At 67.2% G+C, this 18,751-nt stretch carries 21 protein-coding genes; 7 read left to right on the top strand and 14 right to left on the bottom strand.

The annotated features are described in order from the left end of the window. Positions 1–17 precede the first annotated feature (17 nt). Positions 18–692, bottom strand: coding sequence for a heavy metal response regulator transcription factor (locus AB4061_RS22630; RefSeq protein WP_441637712.1), 675 nt, complete (start codon positions 690–692; stop codon positions 18–20). A gap of 156 nt (positions 693–848) precedes the next feature. Between AB4061_RS22630 and AB4061_RS22625 the strand changes: the two genes are divergently transcribed. The 6 genes from AB4061_RS22625 to AB4061_RS22600 all read left to right on the top strand — a co-directional run bounded on the left by AB4061_RS22625 (position 849) and on the right by AB4061_RS22600 (position 5,492). After that, positions 849–1,385, top strand: a complete 537-nt coding sequence (locus tag AB4061_RS22625; RefSeq protein ID WP_441637710.1) for a hypothetical protein — start codon at positions 849–851, stop codon at positions 1,383–1,385. A gap of 87 nt (positions 1,386–1,472) precedes the next feature. After that, on the top strand, positions 1,473–1,781 hold the full coding sequence (locus AB4061_RS22620) for a hypothetical protein (protein WP_441637708.1): 309 nt from the start codon (positions 1,473–1,475) through the stop codon (positions 1,779–1,781). A gap of 9 nt (positions 1,782–1,790) precedes the next feature. Then, on the top strand, positions 1,791–3,215 hold the full coding sequence (locus tag AB4061_RS22615) for a TolC family protein (RefSeq protein ID WP_441637706.1): 1,425 nt from the start codon (positions 1,791–1,793) through the stop codon (positions 3,213–3,215). Positions 3,216–3,217: 2 nt separating this feature from the next. Beyond that, positions 3,218–4,519: a multicopper oxidase family protein gene (locus AB4061_RS22610; protein ID WP_441637704.1), complete on the top strand. Its 1,302-nt coding sequence runs from the start codon at positions 3,218–3,220 to the stop codon at positions 4,517–4,519. A 29-nt stretch (positions 4,520–4,548) separates the two neighbouring features. Continuing rightward, positions 4,549–5,058 carry a cupredoxin domain-containing protein gene (locus AB4061_RS22605; protein ID WP_441637702.1) on the top strand — a complete coding sequence of 170 codons (510 nt, stop codon included), beginning with the start codon at positions 4,549–4,551 and terminating at the stop codon, positions 5,056–5,058. 65 nt (positions 5,059–5,123) lie between these two features. After that, entirely contained in the window at positions 5,124–5,492 is a 369-nt protein-coding gene (locus AB4061_RS22600; RefSeq protein WP_441637700.1) for a copper-binding protein, read from the top strand. Between the two features lie 30 nt (positions 5,493–5,522). Here AB4061_RS22600 and AB4061_RS22595 read toward each other — a convergent pair whose 3' ends face one another. The 11 genes from AB4061_RS22595 to AB4061_RS22545 all read right to left on the bottom strand — a co-directional run bounded on the left by AB4061_RS22595 (position 5,523) and on the right by AB4061_RS22545 (position 15,961). Continuing rightward, entirely contained in the window at positions 5,523–5,855 is a 333-nt protein-coding gene (locus AB4061_RS22595) for an H-NS family nucleoid-associated regulatory protein (RefSeq protein ID WP_441637698.1), read from the bottom strand. A 249-nt stretch (positions 5,856–6,104) separates the two neighbouring features. After that, a complete protein-coding gene (locus tag AB4061_RS22590) occupies positions 6,105–6,503 on the bottom strand; it encodes a DUF350 domain-containing protein (RefSeq protein WP_441637696.1) in 399 nt (132 codons plus the stop codon). A 70-nt stretch (positions 6,504–6,573) separates the two neighbouring features. Continuing rightward, a complete protein-coding gene (locus AB4061_RS22585) occupies positions 6,574–7,329 on the bottom strand; it encodes a hypothetical protein (RefSeq protein ID WP_441637694.1) in 756 nt (251 codons plus the stop codon). A gap of 26 nt (positions 7,330–7,355) precedes the next feature. Beyond that, a complete protein-coding gene (locus AB4061_RS22580; protein ID WP_441637692.1) occupies positions 7,356–8,528 on the bottom strand; it encodes a glutathionylspermidine synthase family protein in 1,173 nt (390 codons plus the stop codon). Next, complete coding sequence (locus AB4061_RS22575) at positions 8,525–9,934, bottom strand: saccharopine dehydrogenase C-terminal domain-containing protein (RefSeq protein ID WP_441637690.1); 1,410 nt, start codon at positions 9,932–9,934, stop codon at positions 8,525–8,527. The genes AB4061_RS22580 and AB4061_RS22575 overlap by 4 nt, the downstream gene beginning before the upstream one ends. A gap of 78 nt (positions 9,935–10,012) precedes the next feature. Then, positions 10,013–10,975 (bottom strand): phosphatidate cytidylyltransferase, encoded by a 963-nt coding sequence (locus tag AB4061_RS22570; RefSeq protein WP_441637688.1) that lies wholly within the window; start codon positions 10,973–10,975, stop codon positions 10,013–10,015. Between the two features lie 6 nt (positions 10,976–10,981). After that, the gene (locus tag AB4061_RS22565) at positions 10,982–11,608 is read right to left on the bottom strand and encodes a lysophospholipid acyltransferase family protein (protein WP_441637686.1); all 627 of its coding nucleotides are present in this window, start codon (positions 11,606–11,608) and stop codon (positions 10,982–10,984) included. Between the two features lie 6 nt (positions 11,609–11,614). Next, positions 11,615–12,085 carry a hypothetical protein gene (locus AB4061_RS22560; RefSeq protein ID WP_441637684.1) on the bottom strand — a complete coding sequence of 157 codons (471 nt, stop codon included), beginning with the start codon at positions 12,083–12,085 and terminating at the stop codon, positions 11,615–11,617. Next, positions 12,066–13,499 (bottom strand): phosphatase PAP2/dual specificity phosphatase family protein, encoded by a 1,434-nt coding sequence (locus tag AB4061_RS22555; protein ID WP_441637786.1) that lies wholly within the window; start codon positions 13,497–13,499, stop codon positions 12,066–12,068. The genes AB4061_RS22560 and AB4061_RS22555 overlap by 20 nt, the downstream gene beginning before the upstream one ends. Further along, the gene (locus AB4061_RS22550) at positions 13,499–15,289 is read right to left on the bottom strand and encodes a bifunctional alpha/beta hydrolase/class I SAM-dependent methyltransferase (RefSeq protein WP_441637682.1); all 1,791 of its coding nucleotides are present in this window, start codon (positions 15,287–15,289) and stop codon (positions 13,499–13,501) included. Before AB4061_RS22550 ends, AB4061_RS22555 begins: the two co-directional genes overlap by 1 nt. A gap of 6 nt (positions 15,290–15,295) precedes the next feature. Next, the gene (locus AB4061_RS22545) at positions 15,296–15,961 is read right to left on the bottom strand and encodes a CDP-alcohol phosphatidyltransferase family protein (RefSeq protein ID WP_441637680.1); all 666 of its coding nucleotides are present in this window, start codon (positions 15,959–15,961) and stop codon (positions 15,296–15,298) included. A gap of 489 nt (positions 15,962–16,450) precedes the next feature. Between AB4061_RS22545 and AB4061_RS22540 the strand changes: the two genes are divergently transcribed. Next, the gene (locus AB4061_RS22540; RefSeq protein ID WP_441637678.1) at positions 16,451–16,717 is read left to right on the top strand and encodes a hypothetical protein; all 267 of its coding nucleotides are present in this window, start codon (positions 16,451–16,453) and stop codon (positions 16,715–16,717) included. Positions 16,718–16,740: 23 nt separating this feature from the next. Here the strand turns inward: AB4061_RS22540 and AB4061_RS22535 are convergent, their stop codons facing one another. Continuing rightward, positions 16,741–17,583 carry a 3-keto-5-aminohexanoate cleavage protein gene (locus AB4061_RS22535; RefSeq protein ID WP_441637676.1) on the bottom strand — a complete coding sequence of 281 codons (843 nt, stop codon included), beginning with the start codon at positions 17,581–17,583 and terminating at the stop codon, positions 16,741–16,743. A 37-nt stretch (positions 17,584–17,620) separates the two neighbouring features. Then, positions 17,621–18,592: a 3-hydroxyacyl-CoA dehydrogenase family protein gene (locus AB4061_RS22530; RefSeq protein ID WP_441637674.1), complete on the bottom strand. Its 972-nt coding sequence runs from the start codon at positions 18,590–18,592 to the stop codon at positions 17,621–17,623. Between the last annotated feature and the right edge of the window lie 159 nt (positions 18,593–18,751).

Genomic DNA, 18,751 nt, shown 5'->3' with positions numbered 1-18,751 from the left:
CCCTGACATGGCCCGGATCACCGGGCTTCCTCTTCCAGCACGTAGCCCATGCCCCGGCGCGTGTGGATCAGCTTGGCGGGAAAGGGGTCGTCGACCTTGGCGCGCAGCCGGCGGATGGAGACATCGACCACATTGGTATTGCTGTCGAAATTCATGTCCCAGACATGGGAGGCAATCAGCGAACGCGACAGTACTTCGCCGCTGCGGCGCGCCAGCAGTTGCAGCAGCGCGAACTCCTTGGAGGTCAGTTCCAGCTTCTGGCCGTTGCGCGTGACGCGGCGCTTGACGGTATCGATCTGCAGGTCCGCCACTTCGATCAGCTCGCTTTCGCGCAACGGGCCGCGCCGCAGGATGGTGCGGATGCGCATGACCAGCTCGGCGAAGGCGAAGGGCTTGACCATATAGTCATCGGCGCCCAACTCCAGGCCCTTGAGCCGGTCGGATAGCGCATCGCGCGCGGTGAGGAACAGGACCGGCGTATCGCGCTCGCGCCGCAGTTCCTGGAGCACCTGCCAGCCATCCATGCCAGGCAGCATCACATCCAGCACGATGAGGTCGTACTCCTGCCCGCGTGCGTGGGCCAGGCCGTCCACGCCATCGCGCGCCAGGTCCACCACGAAACCGGATTCGCTCAGGCCCTTGCGCAGGTAGTCGCCTGCCTTGGGTTCGTCTTCGACAATCAGTATGCGCATAGTTATTCACTCCGGGCCATCCACCGGCCCTGCAAGACCGACACGCTATACGAGGAAGCCCCGCCGCGGCCGAAGATGTCAGCATTGTCATGTTGGCGTCACGCTACCGCACCTTTCGATGCAGGTACAATGTCGGCTGCTGATTCCCCTGCCCCGATGAAACGCGTCCTTAGCTACTTCCTGTTGTGCCTTGCCATGATCGCGCTGCCCGCACAGGGTGTCGCGGCGGCGGTCATGATGGTCTGCAGCGCGGCGCAATCTGTGCAATCGGGGCATTCAGTGCAGGTGCCATCCGTCGTACTGCCGGCCGATTCGCCGGCCGTGGAATCGATGATGTTACGCCATGCGGCCATGAAGTCGCAGGCGGAAGCCGCGCTTGGCAGCCATGCCGGCGCACATTGCCATGACGCGGCGGACCCGGCCCAGCAGCGGGACGGGATGGCCAGTGTATCTGGCATGACCAGCATGACTGACCAGCCAGCCCATCAAGACCATCAGGATCACCACGCCAGCCATGGCGCCGGTGGCACCTGCAGCGCCTGCTCGGCCTGCGCGCTCGGGGCCGTCATGCCCACCATCCTGCCTGAGCTCGCCCTGGCCAGCCACGGCCATGCCGCACCGGTAGCCACGCTGGCCGCCTACGCCGGCTTCCTCCCCGCCCCCTCCGACCGCCCGCCCGCCGCGCGCTGCTGACACCCGAGGTGCGTCCAGCGCACGCTCGCCCGCCGTTCGTCTTACCCCGCGCCGTCCTTCGCGCATCCCACGAACACTGAGGTTGTCATGCATTTCGTCCGCATTCTTGCGGCGGCTTGTCTGGTGCTCGGGCCGACCTTGTCGTCGGCCCAGTCCAGCGCACCCGCTGCCGATCCACTCGATCCGCGCGCATCCGTGCCGCCGCTGCCGGCACCGAACGTGCTGGCCGGCTACGTGCCGTTCCAGGCGCAAGCCATCGCCCCGTGGCGCGAGTCCAACGCGCAGGTCACGCCGACGGCAGGCAAGGACGCAACGGGCGCCAATGCGCCCATGTCCATGCCCTCGCCGACACCGGCGGCCAAGCCCGCGGCCGCCGGCCACGGCCACCACCACTAAGGAGGCCGCATGTCTCACCCATTGCCAATCCGGCCGGGACTGGCCGCGGCGGCCTGTGCCCTGCTGCTGGCCGGCTGCGCCGGATTTACCGCCGATGGTGGCTTCGGCACCGCGTCCACCGCCGCGCGCGAGCGCCTCGGCAAGGATGCCATCTGGGTCCGCTCCGACCAGGACCGCGCCGCCGTCTACGAGCGCACCCAGGCCTTGCTGGCGCAGCCACTCGACGCCGACAGCGCCGTGCAGATCGCGCTGCTCAACAACGCTGGCCTGCAGGCAGCCTTTGCCGATCTGGGTATTTCCGAGGCTGAGTACGTCCAGGCAACGCGCCTGCCCAACCCGGGATTCTCCTTCAGCCGCAAGCGCCAGGGCGACGACCTCAAGATCGACCGCGCCATATCCGTCGGCCTGATGAACCTGCTGGTGCTGCCGCTGGCGGCCCGCATCGAGCAGGACCGCTTTACCCAAACCCGGCTCGCCGTGGCCGACACCTTGCTGCGGCAGGCGCTGGAAACGCGCAAGGCCTTTGTCAATGCCGTCGCCGCGGAACAAGCGGCGCGCTATGCCGAGCAGGTCAAGAACGCAGCCGAGACCGGCGCGCTGTTCGCCCGCGACCTGGCGCGCGCAGGCAACGTCAGCGCGCTCGATCACGCGCGCGAGCAGGCCTTTTACGCCGAGGCCGCAACCCAGCTGGCCCGCACCCGCCAACAGGCACTGGCCGCGCGCGAGCAGCTCACGCGCCGGCTTGGCTTGTGGGGCACCGGCGCGCAATACCGGCTCCCCGAACGCCTGCCGGACCTGCCGAAGGGGCGTCCCGCCATGGCGGACCTGGAGGGCTATGCCATTGCCAGCCGCCTCGATCTGCAAGCCGGCAAGCTGCAACTGGATAGCCTGGCGCGCTCGCTTGGACTGACCCGCGCTACGCGCTTTATCAGCGTGCTGGACGTGAGCTACCTGCACAACTCGGAAACCGGCAAGCCGCGCGAGACCGGCTACGGCATCGATATCGAGATCCCGCTGTTCGACTGGGGCGGCGCCCGCGTGGCGCGGGCCGAGGCGGTCTACATGCAGGCCGCCAGCCGGCTCGCCGAGAGTGCCATCAATGCCCGCTCGGAAGTGCGCGAGACCTACGCCGGCTACCAGGCGCGCTACGACATCGCCCGGCATTACCGCGACGAAGTCGTGCCGCTGCGCAAGCGCATCTCCGACGAAGGCATGCTGCGCTACAACGGCATGCTGGTCGGCGTGTTCGAGCTGCTGGCCGACGCGCGCGAGCAGGTCGGTGCCGTCAACGGCTATCTCGATGCGCTGCGCGAATACTGGGTGGCCGAAACCGAACTGCAGGGCGCGCTCGGCGGACGGCTGCCGGACGGCGGCGCATTGCCTCTGCCTGCATCCTCTTCCCAAGCCGCGCCCGCCTCGCCCAAAGGACAATGACCATGGTTACCCGAAGACAATTCCTGCATGGCTCCGGCGCCACCATGCTCGGCGCGGCGCTGGTGACGCGCGCCGGCGCCGCCGTGCTGCCCGAGGCCGCGCTGCAAGCCAGCCCCGCCACCCAGCCGCCGCTGGCGCCTGCCACTGGCCGCCCGTACAACCCGGTGGTGACGCTCAACGGCTGGACCCTGCCCTGGCGCATGCGCCAAGGCTGGAAAGAGTTCCACCTGGTGGCGGAGCCCGTCGAGCGCGAGTTCGCGCCCGGCATGAAGGCACACCTGTGGGGCTACAACGGCCAGAGCCCCGGCCCCACCATCGAGTGCGTGGAAGGCGACAAGGTGCGGATCTTCGTCACCAACAAGCTGCCGGAACACACCACCGTGCACTGGCACGGCATCATCCTGCCGGCTGGCATGGACGGCGTCGGCGGCCTTTCGCAGCCGCATATCCCGCCCGGCAAGACCTTTGTCTACGAGTTCGAGATGAAGCACGCCGGCACCTTCATGTACCACCCGCATTCCGACGAGATGGTGCAGATGGCGATGGGCATGATGGGGTTCCTCGTGGTGCATCCGAAAGACCCCGCGCAGATGCGGGTCGATCGCGATTTTGTGTTCCTGATCTCGGCCTACGACATCGACCCCGGCTCCTACACGCCGCGCGTGGCCGAGATGACGGATTTCAATATGTGGACGTGGAACAGCCGCGTGTTCCCGGGCATCGACAGCCTGCCGGTACGCCTGGGCGATCGCGTGCGGATCCGCTTTGGCAACCTGACCATGACCAACCATCCGATCCACCTGCACGGGCACCGCTTCGAGGTAAGCGGCACGGATGGTGGCTGGGTGCCCCCGTCCGCGCGCTGGCCGGAGGTGACCACCGACGTGGCGGTGGGACAGATGCGCGCCATCGAATTCATCGCCGACAACCCTGGCGACTGGGCTTTCCACTGCCACAAGTCCCACCACACCATGAACGCGATGGGCCATCAACTGCCGACCATGATCGGCGTCAAGCAAAAGGACCTGGCCAAGCGGATGAACGCGCTGGTGCCGGAGTACATGGCGATGGGCGAGGCGGGCATGGCGGACATGGGCGGCATGGAGATGCCATTGCCGGACAACACCTTGCCGATGATGACAGGACAGGGGCCATTCGGGCCCATCGAGATGGGCGGCATGTTCACGGTGCTCAAGGTGCGCGCCGGCCTTGGCCGCAACGACTACCGCGACCCCGGCTGGTATCGCCATCCCAAAGGGACTGTTGCCTTCGAATACGCCGGCGCGCCAGGCGCCGGCCAATGACCACACCAACCAGAAAAAGGAAAGACAACATGCGAAACAGGAAATCCCGCGCCGCTACCGCCTGGATGGCGGTGGCCAGTGCCGTTGCCCTAACCCTCCCGTTCGCCGGCGCCTTCGCCGCCGGCAACCACGGCGGCCATCATGCCAGCGAGGCAGCCGGCGCCACCAGCGCCATTGGCGAGCCTGGCAACGCGGCCAGCGTGAGCCGCACCATCCAGGTCAGCATGACCGACAACATGCGATTCACCCCGGCTGATATCCAGGTCAAAGCCGGCGAGACCGTCCGCTTCGTGGTGCGCAACGCCGGCGAGCTGCGGCATGAGATGGTGCTCGGCACCGAGGCCGACCTGAAGGCGCACTACGCCGAGATGCTGAAGATGCCGGAGATGGAACACGCCGACCCGAACGCGGTCACGCTCGAAGCCAGCCAGCGCGGCGAAATGGTGTGGCGCTTTACGCGCAGCGGCCGGGTGGACTTTGCCTGCCTGCAGCCCGGCCACTATGACGCCGGCATGCGCGGCAAAGTCAGCGTGCGCTAAGCGATTTAGCGACGCGGCGACACCGCCCCCTGTATTCAATACCAGCCAACCAGGAAGGAATGCAAATGAACCCCAGCAAGAACCTGCGCGCGTTGCTGCCGCTGCTGCCGCTACTGGCAGCCTTCGCCACCTTGCCGGCCCAGGCCGCCACCCATGCCGGCAATGCTCTCGCCCCGGCCAGCGCGGCGCAAGCCGAGGCTGTGCCAATGACCGATGGGGAAATCCGCAAGGTAGATGCCGCAGCCGGCAAGCTGACCATCAAACATGGCCCCATCGCCAACCTGGATATGGGCGCCATGACAATGATCTTCCGTGTGCAAGACCCGGCCCTGCTGGGTCAGGTCAAGGAAGGCGACCAGGTGAGATTCAGCGTGATCCGGGCCAACGGCGCGCTGACGATAACCGCGCTGGTGGTGCAGCCGCCGGAGAAGTGAGGGGATGTTGATCCGACGGTTATCCGACGGTTATCCGACCCGGAAGAAATCGACCGTCTGCCCCGCGTTGACCGCCCGCTGCAGCCACTCCGGACGCTCGCCGGTACCGTCCCAACTCTGGCCCATGGCGTTGCGATAAAGCGCCCGGGCTGGCTTTTCCGCCTCGGGGGCTGCTGCAGGCGCGGCAACCGGGGGCGCAACTGCCAGCGTGGCCCTTGGCACTGCCTGAGCCGGTGCCGGCGGCGCCGTGGGGGCAGCGAAACAGCCCGCTTCGAGTAAATCGTCGAGCGTGAGGCCGTGGCGGTCCATCTGCTCACGGACCCACGCCGCCGCGGCTAGTTTGGCTTCATCAGACTCTGACATGACTTTCGTAATTGACCTTGCCGGCGGACAAATGGCCGGCAAAGCGGAGGAAGGGGGGCAATCCAGCGGGTCAAGCCGCCTGTGAGGCACGATTTTACAGGGTCTTGCGTCTTTGCTGGCGCAGACATTTCCTAAGCGTTAATGCCAGTTGCCGCGCGGCGCCTGGCACGTCCACAGATCCCGCCAACGCACTGCAAGGTGCACACTCCGTCTCTCGGCGCCCGCCCACATGCCAAAGCAGCGGCGAAGCTAGGCCAGGCAGGCGGCATTGACGATGCCCGCCGCCAGCGATACCACCCCCATCAGCGCCCCCATGCCGCGATTATCCGCGGTGATTTCCTCGCTGACGCCGCGCAGCGCCCGTGCCACCAGCACATAGGCCAGCACCTGCACCACGAACGCACCAAAGCCCCACAGCACGAACATCGAGAAGGCGGCATTGTGCTGGATGCTGGCCGAGAGCGTCAGCGAAAACCCTAGCACCGCGCCGCCCAGCGACAAGGCCGCCGCCACATTGCCCTGGCGTATCAGCTCGAACTCGCGGTGCGGCGTGATCCGCGTGTAGACGAGCAGAAACAGCCCCAGCATGGCGAAGCTGGAGAGAATATAGATCAGGTAGGCATAGACCGGTTGTAGGGGCAATGTCATGTGGATTCCTGTGGATTCCTGGTTGGGTTGAACCGGATTTGGAGCGAATCTGAAAGGGTGCGATGCAGCCTTAACCACCGCCGGAGCGCCCGGACCCGCCAAAGCGACTGGTAAAGCCGCCGCGCGAGGACACTGCAGGCGCCCGGCTGACAGCGGCCGCGCGCATCGACATGCCGCCGCTCGCGCCACGCCCCAGACTGCCGCGGCTCAGCGTGGCCTCCTCGACCATCGTCGCATGCGGCGTGCCCGGCGCCTGGCTCACGCGGGTCAGGTTGCCGTTGCTGTCATAGACACCCATGGGCCGCGAGTTGCCGCTCGACATGTCGCGCCGGGTCTGCGTGCCGTCCGGGTGGTAGACCGTGCCGGACTCGGTGTAGTACGGCCCGTACCAGCGGGCCACGCCGCCGTGATACCCGCCATAGTAGCCACCGCCATGGCCACCGCTGCTCGTGCTGGCGCTGCTGCCATCGCTGCCGGCCGTATCCGCCAGGCTGGAGGCGTAGATGTTGTCGACCGGCACGCCTTCGCAATCCTCGGGCGCATTCCAGTCGGCCACGCAATCGGCTTGCGAGGCATAGCTGGCGCGCCGCACGGTCACGGCTTCGTCATCGCCATCGTCGCTGCATGAGCCGATCACCGCCACGCCAGCCGCCAGCGCGCAAGCGCCGATCAGCCACAGCGCCGGCGAGCGGGACTTGCGCCGGCCGCGGGCGGCGAGCGCGGGCTGGCCTGACCATGCGGACTGACTGGAGCCGCTTGCCCGCGGCTGGTAGGGGCTGTCGTACTTTGACGGCTGGCCGCCCTTCTTGCCTTTCTTCTTGGCCATTGCGCTGCGTTTCTCCTTTCTCCGGATCAGGCGTGCTGAAAATAATGCGGGACGAAGAAGCTGGTGTTCTTGGCGATCGGTCCCAGTTCCTCGCGCACGCACAGGCCGCTGGGCACGTCATCGACCAGCCATACGCCGAGCGTGGTGTAGCGATCGTCAAAGCGCTGCGCGGGCGCGTAAGCCTGATAGATAAAGCCTTCCTCGCCGTATTCGCCGGGATTCTCGAAACGCCCCTGTGGGGTCACCAGCGCCACGCTCTCGCCCTCGCGCGACAGGAACGGCTTCTTGGCGTAAGAGCGCCCGGCAAAGGTGGCTTCGCGAAACGAGGCCTCGAGCAGATTCGGATGGCCGGGGAACAGGTCCCACAGGATCGGCAGGATGGCCTTGTTGGCGAGCACGGCTTTCCAGGGTGGCTCCACCCATCGCACCGTGCTGCCCGCCAGCTCCGTGCGATAGTCGGAAGTGGCCATCCATTCCCACGGGTAGAGCYTGAAGACCAGCTCCATCGGCTGGTCGTCGCCATCGTAGAAGCCGCCGCGCCCATCGGAGCCAACCTGCTCCAGGTCGGCCAGCTTGACCGACCACCCTGCCTGCAGCGCCGTGTCCATCAGGTACTCGACATTGCAGACATCCTCCTGGCTGTCGAACATGCAGGCGAAATGCAGGACCTTGGCGTCGCGATAGTGGCGGCGCAGCCATCGCCAGCGCGACACCAGCGCTTCGTGCAGGCTGTTGAACTGATCGGCGTCCGGCCGCACCGCCTCCTTCCAGAACCATTGCGCCAGGCTCGATTCGATCAGCGAGGTGGGGGTATCAGCGTTGAACTCGTACATCTTGGGCACGCCAAGCGCATCCATGGTCATGTCGAAGCGGCCGAACAGCGTTGGCTCGTCGCGGTCCCAGGAGGTGCGGATCAGCTCGGCAAAATCCGGGGCAATGGCGAGCCGCGCAAACAGGTCGTGGTCGATCACGTGCTGCACGGCTTCCAGGCAGCGCTGGTTCAGATCGAGCGCGGCGGCATACAGCGCCTCGATCTCCTGCGCCTCGAACTCGTAGGCGACGTCTTCGCGCCAATAGAAGAACGTGTTGCGATCCACCTGGCGCGGCAGGTTTTGCTCGTCGAGCGAGTGGAAGTGAAAACCGATGCGCTCAAGCTGCTGCGGCCAGTCGGCACGCGGGGTCTGGGCAATGCGTTTCATGACAGGGCGATCTCCGCGGCACTCGGCGTTGGCGCCGGCGCGGATGCAGCAATGAGGAATTCGTCGAAGGCCAGCGAGCGACGACCCGGCCTGGGCGTCCAGTCGGTGAAGCGCGTGACGAGAGGCGCCCACCAGCCGGCTGCGTGCTCCAGCACCAAGTGGTGATCCATGGCATCGGACTCGGTCACGCCGCGCGCCGGATTGGCCTGCGCCCAGCGCATCGCGGCGACGATGCTGGAGGCCACCTGCAGGCTGGTGGCGGAGTTGTGCGGCGCCAGCGCACGTGCCCGGTGGATGTCGAGCTGCGAGCCGTGCCACACCGCGCCATGGCGCCCGCTCATCAGCAGCACGCCAAGCTCATCCACGCCATCGACGATCTCGTCCTTGAGGATGCGGTGGCTGGCAATGCGGCTGGCGTCGCGCTCGCCCAGCCACTGCATCGATGCCATCGTGGCGCAGGTGGGGCGGTAGGCGTAGTAGGCCGTGGGCCGGTAATGCGGCTCGCCGGGCGTGGCACAGCTAAGGTACTCGGTGATCGAGATCGATTCGTTGTGCGTGATCAGGTAGGCATCGAACGGACCGTGCAGCGCGGACCATGAGCGCACACGGGTGCGGTGCCCGGGCCGGTCCAGCACGATCGCCGCATCGCTGCCGTAGCCATGGCGCCGGCCACCGGCAGGCAGCGCGGGCTCGTGGCTGCCCCAGCCCAGTTCGGCGTCCTGCAGGCATTCCGTGATGAAGCCATCGGCCGACCAGGTATTGGCGAATTCGCCGTGCGCCGGATAGCCCGGCGCGCACTGGCTGTCGTGCTCCGCCACCTGGATCACGCGCACGTCGAGCCGGCGCGCGAGCCGGGCCCAGCCCGCCTGGTCCTGCGGTGGGGAGTCTGGCACGCCGGCGTGCCGCGCGAGTTTCAGCAAGGCGGCCTTGACCAGTAGCGAGACCAACCCGGGATTGGCGCCGTGGGCAACCAGCGCGGTGGACATCCGCTCGCGGCCGCGGGCAAACGCCAGCATCTCGCTGCGCAGGGCGTAGTTGTTCAGATGAGATGAGGCTACACCGTCTTCGTAGTCCCATGGCTCGATGCCGCTATCCAGGTAGAGCGCGTGGTGCGCCTGCGCCAGTGCGATCAGGTCGCGGCTGCACACGGCGGGCGCCAGGTTAAGCAGGCAGGTTTGCGCCCCCAGCAGCGGACTCAGCACCTGTGCAAAGTTGTCCGGCGCCACCGTGGCATGCAGCGGCGTGGCGCGGTATTGCCGGGCCAGCGCCAGGCGGTGGGCGTCCATGGCCCGGTCGACAACCGTAACCGCCGCTTCCGGGTGCGCCTGCGCCAGCAAAGGCAGGATGGCCTGGCCGATGCAGCCAAAACCGACAATGACGATATGCTCGATGCGCTTGCTAGACATGATGACAACGCGCCGGGCCAACGCGCGGGCTGGACCGGCAAAATTCAAGAAAAATAACGAGGAAGGCGATGGAGCCGCTCAGGGCACCCACCAGTACCGCGTGATGTGAAAGAAGATTGGCGCGGCGAACACCACCGAATCCAGCCGGTCCAGCATGCCGCCGTGGCCCTGGATCATCTGGCCCCAATCCTTGATATTGCGGTCGCGCTTGATGGCCGACATCACCAGCCCGCCCAGGAAACCCATCAAGGCAATCACCAGCGCGATCAGCCCCGCCTTCCAGGGCGAGCCATACGGCGTGATCCACCAAAGCGAGGCGCCCAGCGCGGTGGCGCTGGCCACGCCGCCGATAAAGCCTTCCACGGTCTTGGATGGCGACAGCAGCGGCGCGATCTTGGTCTTGCCTAGCAGCTTGCCCCACACGTACTGCAGCACGTCGCTGCCCTGCACCACGATCACCAGGAATGCGATCAGCAACAGGTTGCGATCCTCGAAGCCAGGAATCGGCAAGGTCAGCAACGCCGGCACATGCGACACGCAGAACACGCAGATCATCACCGCCCACTGCACCCCCGCGCAACGCTCGAGAAAGCGCGTGGTCTCCGCAGACAGCGCTGAGAGTATGGGCAGGATCAGGAAAGCGTAGACCGGGATGAAGATGGAAAACAGCCCGTACCAGCCGGTGTACACCAGCACGTATTGCAACGGCAGGAAGACAAAGAAGGCGGCGACGATGGCGCGATGGTCCCCCCGCCGCGTGGTGGTGATGGTGATGAACTCGCGCAAGGCGAAGAACGACAGCAGGTAGAACAGTACGATGATGGCGGTGCGCCCCATCGCGAACGCTACCCCTAGCACGCCGATCATCCACCACCATGCCGATACGCGCGCGGCAAGGTTGTCGATGACCGCGTGCGGGCCGCCCCGGGCCACGCGCCAGCGCAGCAGCGCGGTCACCGTGGAAGCCAGCACGAGTACGCCCAGCACGCCGCCGAACAGCAGCCAGGTCTCATGCATCATGGTCAGGTGAGGAAAGGTCATGGGTTCTTAGTCCAGCGCGGGCGCCAGTGTCAACAGGCCATCCCGGCAGCGCGCCAGGAAGTCATCCTTGGCTTCTTCCGCGCCCAGGGTCAGCGGCTTGCCGAAGGTCACGGTGCACAGCAGCGGCACCGGCACGATCTCGCCCTTGGGCATCACGCGGTTGAGGTTGTCGATCCACACGGGCACGAACTCGATCTGTCCGCAAACCTTCGCCAGGTGGTAGATGCCGCTCTTGAAGGGCAGGAGCCGTTCGTCGGTGGTATTGCGCGTGCCCTCGGGAAACAGGATCAGCGAATCGCCCTTGCGCACCGCCTGCTGCATCAGGGCCACGGGATCGCTGCCCGGCTCGGCGCGGGTGCGATCGATCAGCAGCGCGTTGAATACATCCTTGCCGATAAAGCGGCGCAACGCCGATTTGTTCCAGTAGTCCGCGCCGGCCACGGGCCGCGTTAGCGAGCGCAAGTCCGGTGGCAGGCAGCCCCAGATCAGCACGAAGTCGCCGTGGCTGCTGTGGTTGGCGAAATAGATACGCTGCGCCGCAGCGGGCATGCAGCCGTTCCAGCGCGCCTGCATGCCGGTCAGCAAGCGCGCGAACAGGATGATGGCGCGCGCCACCAGTTTGGAAATCCACATCGTGTGTTATCTCAGCAGCAGTAGCAGCAAGGCCACCAGCAATTGCAGGGCGGCGAGTCCCGCAGCCCAGTGGAGAAAGCGCAAGGCGCCGCGAGCGCGCTGCGCCAGGGATCGCCCGCCGGCCTCGGGAGCCGCCCATCCGAGCAGCACCAGCGCCTGGTCCAGCGAGGCCAGCGTCGAGACCGGATCGGCAATGCGCAAGGCGTCGGCAAGTGCCGCAAACAAGCGGCGGTCGATCGCCACGCGGATCAACAGCCACAGCTGGGCCGCGCCAAGCAGCGCCGCCACGATGCCAAGCACCAGATAGACCTGCCCCGCCGGCGACAAGGTACCGGCCAGCAGCAGGTTGATGAGTGCCAGCACCAGCCCGGCCCAGAGCACGCGGCCCGCGCCATCTAGGCCACCCACCGCGGCCTGCGCCATCCAGTGCCCGGCGGCGGCATCCAGGTGATGGTCGTCATGCATCGGAACCGACATGGCCTGCTCCCCCTGAAGCCTGTGCGGCCGCCTGCCGGCGGCGGATGAACTGCGACAGCGCCGCCACGCTATCCGGGCCCAGCACCACGGCCGGACGCCCCTTGCGCAGCAGGGCCAGCGCCTGCCCGGCGTCGCGCGCGCCGGCGTGGCCGGCGAGCCATGCGGCAGCCACCAGCGCGCTGCGCGAATAACCCAGCGCGCAGCACACAAGCACCTTGCGGCCATCGCGATGCCAGGCTTCAAGCACGGCCACCGCTTCGTCCAGCTGCGCCGGCGCGGGCACGGTCAGGTCCAGCACCGGCACGCAGCGGTACCAGGCGGCATTCGCCAGCCGCGGCAGCTCGGCGGTCAGGTCGAGCACGGCATCGGCCCCGAGGCGGCGCAGTTCGGCGCCGCCGGGGAAGCGGCCGACCCAGAGGCCGGGCACGATCTGGCTGGCGCCGGGCTGGCGGCGTGTCCACCAGCGTGAGTTGGCCAGCGCGCCCAGCAGGTAGGGCGCCAGCACCCAGCGCGCCGCCATCGGCATGGTGCCGTCGTGCCGCTTCTGGAACATGGCCGGAACGCCCCGCCGGTAGACCGCCGCGACGCAAGCCAGCGACAGGGCCAGCCAGCCCAGCAGCAACGCTGCGAGGGCCGAGGCGGGCAACAGCGCCAGCGCTAGCGCCCCAACGGCCAGTGCGCCCATGGCGTAACGCCCGGCCAGTTGCCGCGTGCGCACCCGGGCAGCGGGCACCGCATTGCCCTGCCCCGCCCCGAAGGGAAACAGGAAAACGCAGAACCAGCCCACCAGCCAGCCGGTGGGCACGTCGATGACATGGTGCTGGTAAGTGGTCAGCACCGACGCGCCGATCAGCGCAAACCAGCCGTGCAGCAGCCAGCGCCAGGCGCCGCGCGCGTGCATGGCATAGGCTACCCACAGGATCACCAGCAGGCTGATGTGTAGTGACGGCGCCTGGTTGAACGGCTTGTCGAAGCCGCCCAGCAGCGTGAAGAGGTGGCCGGGCACGCCGTCGGCCTGCGGGCGATCGAAGGCGAAACGCAGCGGAAAGGCAATGAAGCAGGCAACCGAGATCAGTTGCGCCGCCAGCAAGCGCTTGGCATGGACGAGCAGCTCGGCGCGCGCGCGCCAGAGGAAAAAGGACAGGCCGTAGAGCAGGTCGATCGACCAGTACGGCACGATGCTCCAGGGCACAAAGGGAATGTGCCGCTCCCATTCAAAGTAGAAGAACGGGACCTCGGCACGCTGGCTCGCCAGCCAGTTGGCCAGCCCATAGGACGAGAAAAACAAGGCGCCCATGCCGGCCAGCAGGACCAGGGCAAGGCCCCAGGGGCGAGCCTCGGCAACGCCCGGCTCCCCTGCGGCCATGTCTGCGGCCACGTGTGCGGCCCCGCCTTCGGCCTGCCGGCGCAGCATCACGCGACCCTGCGCGCCAGGCTGACCGTGAAGATGCCCCACGGGTCGATGCGCTGCGCGATCTTCTCGAAGCCGGCTTGCCGGACCAGCTCATCCATCTCCGCCTGCGAGCGGCGCCGCATCACCCAGGCCGAGCCTGCGCGATGGCTGGTGAGCGCACGCGCGATGAACTCGAGCTGCGGGTGCCAGGGCTGCCCGGTATAGACGAGGTAGCCGCCCGGCGCCACCGCCCGCGACAGGCCCCCAAGCGAACGAGACACCATGCCGTTGTCGCCGAACAGCTCATACAGGCCTGAGACGATAGCCAGCGTGGGGGCCGGATCGAGCGCGGCGAGATCGTCGCCGTCGAAGGCGTCGCCCTTCTCGAAGCGGGCAATGTCGGACAGGCCCTTGCTGCGGATCAGCGCGCGGCCCTGTTGCACGTTGATRTCGCTGTAGTCGCGCAGCAGGATGCTCTGCACCTGTTGCGCGGCTGCTCCGTTGATGCCCTTGGCTGCCAGCGCCTCCAGCACGTAGCGGCCATGGCCCGCGGCGATATCGACGATGCGCACCGGCACGCCGGCGGCGCGCAGGCTGCCGATGGCGACGCCAAGCAGTTCCTCGATGTTCACCTTGCGCTGGCGGATGCCCCGCCAGCCGATCGCGTCCAGGTAGTTGCGGTCGACCATCGAGCCGACGCCAAACCGCCCCTGCGCCTTGTTGCAGTAGACGTAGTCGAGCGTGGAGCCAGAATCGAAACCGGTCTTGTGCCCGAGCCGCACCCCGTCGGACAGCAAGCCGCCGAACTTCAGGCCAGCGCGCGTCAGGCCCCAGTAAATGCCTGCCGGGCTGGCCGGGGACAGTGGCTGCGCCAGCCGGTCGGACTCATCCTTGAAGGCGCCGCCGCGATCGGCGTTCAGCAAGGAGACCGGCGCCGATGGCGTCTCGAACTCGCGCACGATAAAGCGCCGCGCCGCCGCCACGGCCTGCGCGCGGTCGCGCTCGCCCAGGGTGTCGTGGTAGAAGCCGTCCAGCACGATGCGCTCCTTGACGCTGGAGCCCAGCCGCTCATAGAACGCATCCTGCGGGCCGCGATGCACCACCCAGTCCGCGCCGGAGATCAGCAACTGCGTGGGCACGGTGATGGCGGCTGCATCGGCCACGATGCGATCGGCCGTCTCGTAGAGATCCAGCAGGATATTGACGGCAATCGGGCGCGTAATCAGCGGATCTTGCTGGTAACTGGCGATACGGTCGGGATCGTGCGTGAGGAACCTGGCCTTGACGTAGCTGTTGACGAAGAACTTGCCCCGCAGCTTGTGCATGAGCTTGAGGCCCGGCCGCGCCAGCGGCACGTAGAGCTTGACCTTGAACGCCGGCGAAGCCAGCACAAGGGCGCGGATCCGCGGCGCGTAGTCGTGCACCCATGTTGATGCCAGGACAGCGCCCACGCTCTGCGCGACCACGGCGATGCGCTCTACCGGAATGCCGTGCTCGGTGGCGATGTGGTCGATGAACGTCTGGATATCGCGCACCGACGTGGCCAGGCTGGGGCTATAGCCGCGCTCGCCCGGCGAACGGCCGTGGCCGCGCGCGTCCCAGGCGAAAAAGGCGTGGCCGGGCAAGCCGAGTTCATCGACCAGGTGGGCGATGCGGCCCGAATGCTCGTGCCCGCGGTGAAACAGCACAACGGCGCCCTGCGGCGCCTGGCCGGTGGCAGGCGCCGCAGGCCAGTGGCGATAGAACAGCGACTGGCCATCGTGGGTTTCGAACTGTGACTCGACAGCGGTACGGCCGGTTTGACTATCCACGTAGTATCACTCCACGGGTTGGGAAGACGATTTGGCGTGCGGGGCTGCCTGGGCACGGGCCTGGCGTGCCTGCTCGCCCTCGGCCACGCCGCGGCGCACCCGGTTGGCGATGGTCAGCAACGACAGCAGCGACAACAGCACCCACAGCCAGTGAGCGGCGTGCGCCAGGCTCAGCCCGAGGCCGGTCCACAAGCCCAGCGCGCCCATCACCAGGGCCCGGTCGCTCTTGCCCAGGGGGCCATCGTAGCGGCGGCTGGCACCGGCTAGCGGCCCGATCAGGCCAGCGCACTCGACGATGACGGCCAGCAGCGCAAACACCATGGTCTCGCCGGCACCAAACGGTGCAACGAGGGCGAACGGCAGGATCAGCGCAATATCGGAGACGATGTCCCCAAGTTCATTGAGATAGGCGCCCAGCACGCTTTGCTGCCCGTGCTCGCGGGCCAGCATGCCGTCGATGGCGTTGAGCGCCATGCGCACGAACAGCCAGAGCGGCATCAGCAGGAAGACGCCCGGCAGCCAGGCCAGCGCGGCCACCAGCGCCCCCACCACCAATGACCCGCCAGCCGCCGCCAGCGTGACCTGGTTAGCGGTGACGCCGCGCGCGGCGAGGCGCTTCACCAAAGGCCGCAGAAGGGCCTGGAACTTCGGTTTGATTTGGTAAAGCGTCATGTTTCACGACCTTTTCAGGCCTTATGTCATTTTCGGCCATGGTATCCGCGCCCGCGRCCACTTGCCATGCCGGACCCGTTGCCCAGCCTCCCTGCAGCCGCCTTTGACGGCCGGATGGTGTGCTGCACGCCCGACAATCGGGCAAGCATAGCTTGATTGCGCGTTTTCGCCAATCATTAAGAAGTTATGAGATTTTTGGCACATTTTCGACACAGTTTGGGCGTGCCGAGCCAAGTTGCCCGCCAGGATTGGCGAGTCACGCCAGTTGGCAAAAGTTGGGGGGTCACGGGAAGAAGTTGCGCGAACTTCGAAGGCGTTGGGCCTTGCCGAAATCACGTGGCGGCGGACAAGGAATGCCGCCGAGGCAACGCATGCCGCATGACAGCATTGTCATGTGCCGGTCATGTTGTCGTGGGTGCCTGTTTCTTAGACTGCCAGCACGGTCGATCGAAAGAGATCGCCCGCCCCTCGAATCCTCGGAGAAAAACGATGCGTACTCTCAAGCAAGCCCTGCTCGCCACTGCGTTGGCGGCCACCCTTGGCGGTGTCGCCAGCCTCGCCAGCGCCGCCCCGCGCAGCGTGGACCCGTATCTCGATGGCGCGGCCACCGGCCAGGCGCGGGACGTCTACACCCAGGGCGCCAGCAAGCTCGGCCCGCGCGACCCGTTCACCGACGGCGCACGCACCGGCACGCGGGACCCGTTCACCGACGGCGCGCGCAACGGCACCCGCGACTCGTTCAGCGACGGCGCATGAGCACCGGCGCTGAGCGCCGCCGATCAGCGGATCTCGCTGTAGATTTGCCTGGCTTCGTTGGCCGAAGCTAGCGGGCGCCCAAGCGTGCGCGCACCTTCGGCCGCCTGCCCGACGAGTGCCGCGTTGCCTGGCGCGGTGCTGCCGTCGCGCAGCTTCAGGTTGTTCTCGAAGCCCACCCGCACGTGCCCGCCAAACGCAGCGGCCGTGGTCACGCAGGCATTCTCCTCGCGCCCGAAGGCGCAGATTGCCCACGGCAGCGCGCCCTCGTAGACCTGCAGGAACGGCAGCAGGTCGCGCGGCGACGATACCTGCCCCGCCGAATACCGGCCCAGCACAAACAGCACCGACCATGCGCCCGGCGGCACCAGCCCGCGGGCGCGCAGCGCTTGCCAGCGCGCCACGTCGGCCGCGTCGTACAGGATGATCTGCGTCATCACCCGCTCGCGCGCCAGCCAGGCCAGGAAATCGGCCAGCTCGGCCTCGGGAATGTCCGGCACGGCGATCTCGCGCAGTCCGATGGAAACTGCCTCCGGGCGCAGCTCGCGCACCATGGCGATCTGCTCGGCCGCGCGGTAGATGCCGGCGGCTTCGCTGGTCACCTGGACCAGCAAGGCGTCGCCCACTTCCTGCTTCACCACGGCAAGCGCTTCGCGATAAATCTGCGGATCCAGAGAATGGCGGCCGTCGGGCTGGCGCACGTGCATGTGCATCATGGCCGCGCCGGCTTCCAGGCAGGCCCGCGCGTCGGCCGCCAGCGCGGCAGCGGTCAGCGGCACGGCCTGGTGGTCCTTGGCGGTCTTGTAGGCGCCGTTGGGGGCGACGGTAATGATCAGTGGCGAATCCGCCAGCAAGGTGTGTTCACTCATAGTGCGCTTCTCATGAATCTTGTGGATCTGGTGAGGTTCAGGGTTCGATCTTGGGCAGCTCCGGCGCGATCAGGTCGAGCCCCGCGCGCAGCAGCCGATCATAGCGCTCGCGTTCCGCGGCGATGGTCTGCGGCGTCCACTGGTAAAAGCCTTCGCCGCTCTTCATGCCGTGGCGGCCGTCCGACGCGCGCTCGGTCAGGCACCGGGCCGGCTCCGCCGCGTTGTTGAACGTGGGATACATGGTAGCCCCGGCCGCCGCGTGCACGTCGATGCCAGCGTGGTCGCGTTGCATGACCGGCCCAGCGGCCAGGAAACGAAAGCCGAAGCCAAAGCGCACCGCCGCATCCACATCCTCGGGCGAGGCGATGCCGCGGTCGATCAGGTCGAAGGCTTCGCGCGACAGCGCGTGCTGCAGGCGGTTGGCGAGAAATCCCGGCAGGTCCTTCTTCACCTTGACCGGCACCATGCCGCAACGGCGCATGAAAGCGATCAAGGCGTCGGCGCCGGCCTCGGCGCTGCCCTCGCCCAGCACCACCTCCACCAGCGGCACCAGGTGCGCGGGCATGAAGAAATGCAGGCCGAGCATGCGCTCGCGGGTGGACAGGCCCGCGCCGATGGCGCTGATCGGGAAACTCGAGCTATTGCTGGCGAGGATGGCATCCGGGCGGGCGCGCTGGGCCAGGTCGGCGAACAGCGCGCGCTTGATGTCGAGCCGCTCGGGGATGCACTCGATCACCAGGTCGACCGTGCTCCAGTCAACCGCGTCGAGCCCTGCGGCTACCGACAATCCCGCGAGGCCAACCTCGGCCGCCGGGCCGATCGCGGCGAGATTGGCGGCCACCCTTGCGGCGACTGCCTCCGCGCGCTGCGTATCCGGCTCCACGACGGTGGTGCGGCAGTGCGCACGGGTGAGCACCACGGCCACGTCGGCGCCCATGGTGCCGCCGCCTACCACCACGGCGTGTGCGGTGCCAGGCGTGACTAGCGAAAAATGGGCGGCGTCGGGCATGGCGTTCCTTTGAACTATCTGGTGTTGTCGTTGGGCGGTTGAACCCGTGTTTGCCATGAAAACATGGCGAAAACATCGCCTGCGCCGCGTCATGGCCCGGGTTCAGCGGGATTGACCATGAGTGTAGACAAGCCGCTTTGATTGATGAATCAGATTTTC

The organism is Cupriavidus sp. YAF13, from assembly GCF_052113425.1.
Lineage (GTDB): Bacteria > Pseudomonadota > Gammaproteobacteria > Burkholderiales > Burkholderiaceae > Cupriavidus.
The sequence above is the reverse complement of the archived record's forward strand: the minus strand, read 5'-3'. Positions and strand labels throughout refer to the sequence as shown.

Excerpts from the sequence above, each read along its gene's own strand:
- AB4061_RS22630 (WP_441637712.1), bottom strand. The coding sequence starts at position 692 with ATGCGCATACTGATTGTCGAAGACGAACCCAAGGCAGGCGACTACCTG.
- AB4061_RS22625 (WP_441637710.1), top strand. The coding sequence starts at position 849 with ATGAAACGCGTCCTTAGCTACTTCCTGTTGTGCCTTGCCATGATCGCG.
- AB4061_RS22620 (WP_441637708.1), top strand. The coding sequence starts at position 1,473 with ATGCATTTCGTCCGCATTCTTGCGGCGGCTTGTCTGGTGCTCGGGCCG.
- AB4061_RS22615 (WP_441637706.1), top strand. The coding sequence starts at position 1,791 with ATGTCTCACCCATTGCCAATCCGGCCGGGACTGGCCGCGGCGGCCTGT.
- AB4061_RS22610 (WP_441637704.1), top strand. The coding sequence starts at position 3,218 with ATGGTTACCCGAAGACAATTCCTGCATGGCTCCGGCGCCACCATGCTC.
- AB4061_RS22605 (WP_441637702.1), top strand. The coding sequence starts at position 4,549 with ATGCGAAACAGGAAATCCCGCGCCGCTACCGCCTGGATGGCGGTGGCC.
- AB4061_RS22600 (WP_441637700.1), top strand. The coding sequence starts at position 5,124 with ATGAACCCCAGCAAGAACCTGCGCGCGTTGCTGCCGCTGCTGCCGCTA.
- AB4061_RS22595 (WP_441637698.1), bottom strand. The coding sequence starts at position 5,855 with ATGTCAGAGTCTGATGAAGCCAAACTAGCCGCGGCGGCGTGGGTCCGT.
- AB4061_RS22590 (WP_441637696.1), bottom strand. The coding sequence starts at position 6,503 with ATGACATTGCCCCTACAACCGGTCTATGCCTACCTGATCTATATTCTC.
- AB4061_RS22585 (WP_441637694.1), bottom strand. The coding sequence starts at position 7,329 with ATGGCCAAGAAGAAAGGCAAGAAGGGCGGCCAGCCGTCAAAGTACGAC.
- AB4061_RS22575 (WP_441637690.1), bottom strand. The coding sequence starts at position 9,934 with ATGTCTAGCAAGCGCATCGAGCATATCGTCATTGTCGGTTTTGGCTGC.
- AB4061_RS22570 (WP_441637688.1), bottom strand. The coding sequence starts at position 10,975 with ATGACCTTTCCTCACCTGACCATGATGCATGAGACCTGGCTGCTGTTC.
- AB4061_RS22565 (WP_441637686.1), bottom strand. The coding sequence starts at position 11,608 with ATGTGGATTTCCAAACTGGTGGCGCGCGCCATCATCCTGTTCGCGCGC.
- AB4061_RS22560 (WP_441637684.1), bottom strand. The coding sequence starts at position 12,085 with ATGTCGGTTCCGATGCATGACGACCATCACCTGGATGCCGCCGCCGGG.
- AB4061_RS22555 (WP_441637786.1), bottom strand. The coding sequence starts at position 13,499 with ATGCTGCGCCGGCAGGCCGAAGGCGGGGCCGCACACGTGGCCGCAGAC.
- AB4061_RS22545 (WP_441637680.1), bottom strand. The coding sequence starts at position 15,961 with ATGACGCTTTACCAAATCAAACCGAAGTTCCAGGCCCTTCTGCGGCCT.
- AB4061_RS22540 (WP_441637678.1), top strand. The coding sequence starts at position 16,451 with ATGCGTACTCTCAAGCAAGCCCTGCTCGCCACTGCGTTGGCGGCCACC.
- AB4061_RS22535 (WP_441637676.1), bottom strand. The coding sequence starts at position 17,583 with ATGAGTGAACACACCTTGCTGGCGGATTCGCCACTGATCATTACCGTC.
- AB4061_RS22530 (WP_441637674.1), bottom strand. The coding sequence starts at position 18,592 with ATGCCCGACGCCGCCCATTTTTCGCTAGTCACGCCTGGCACCGCACAC.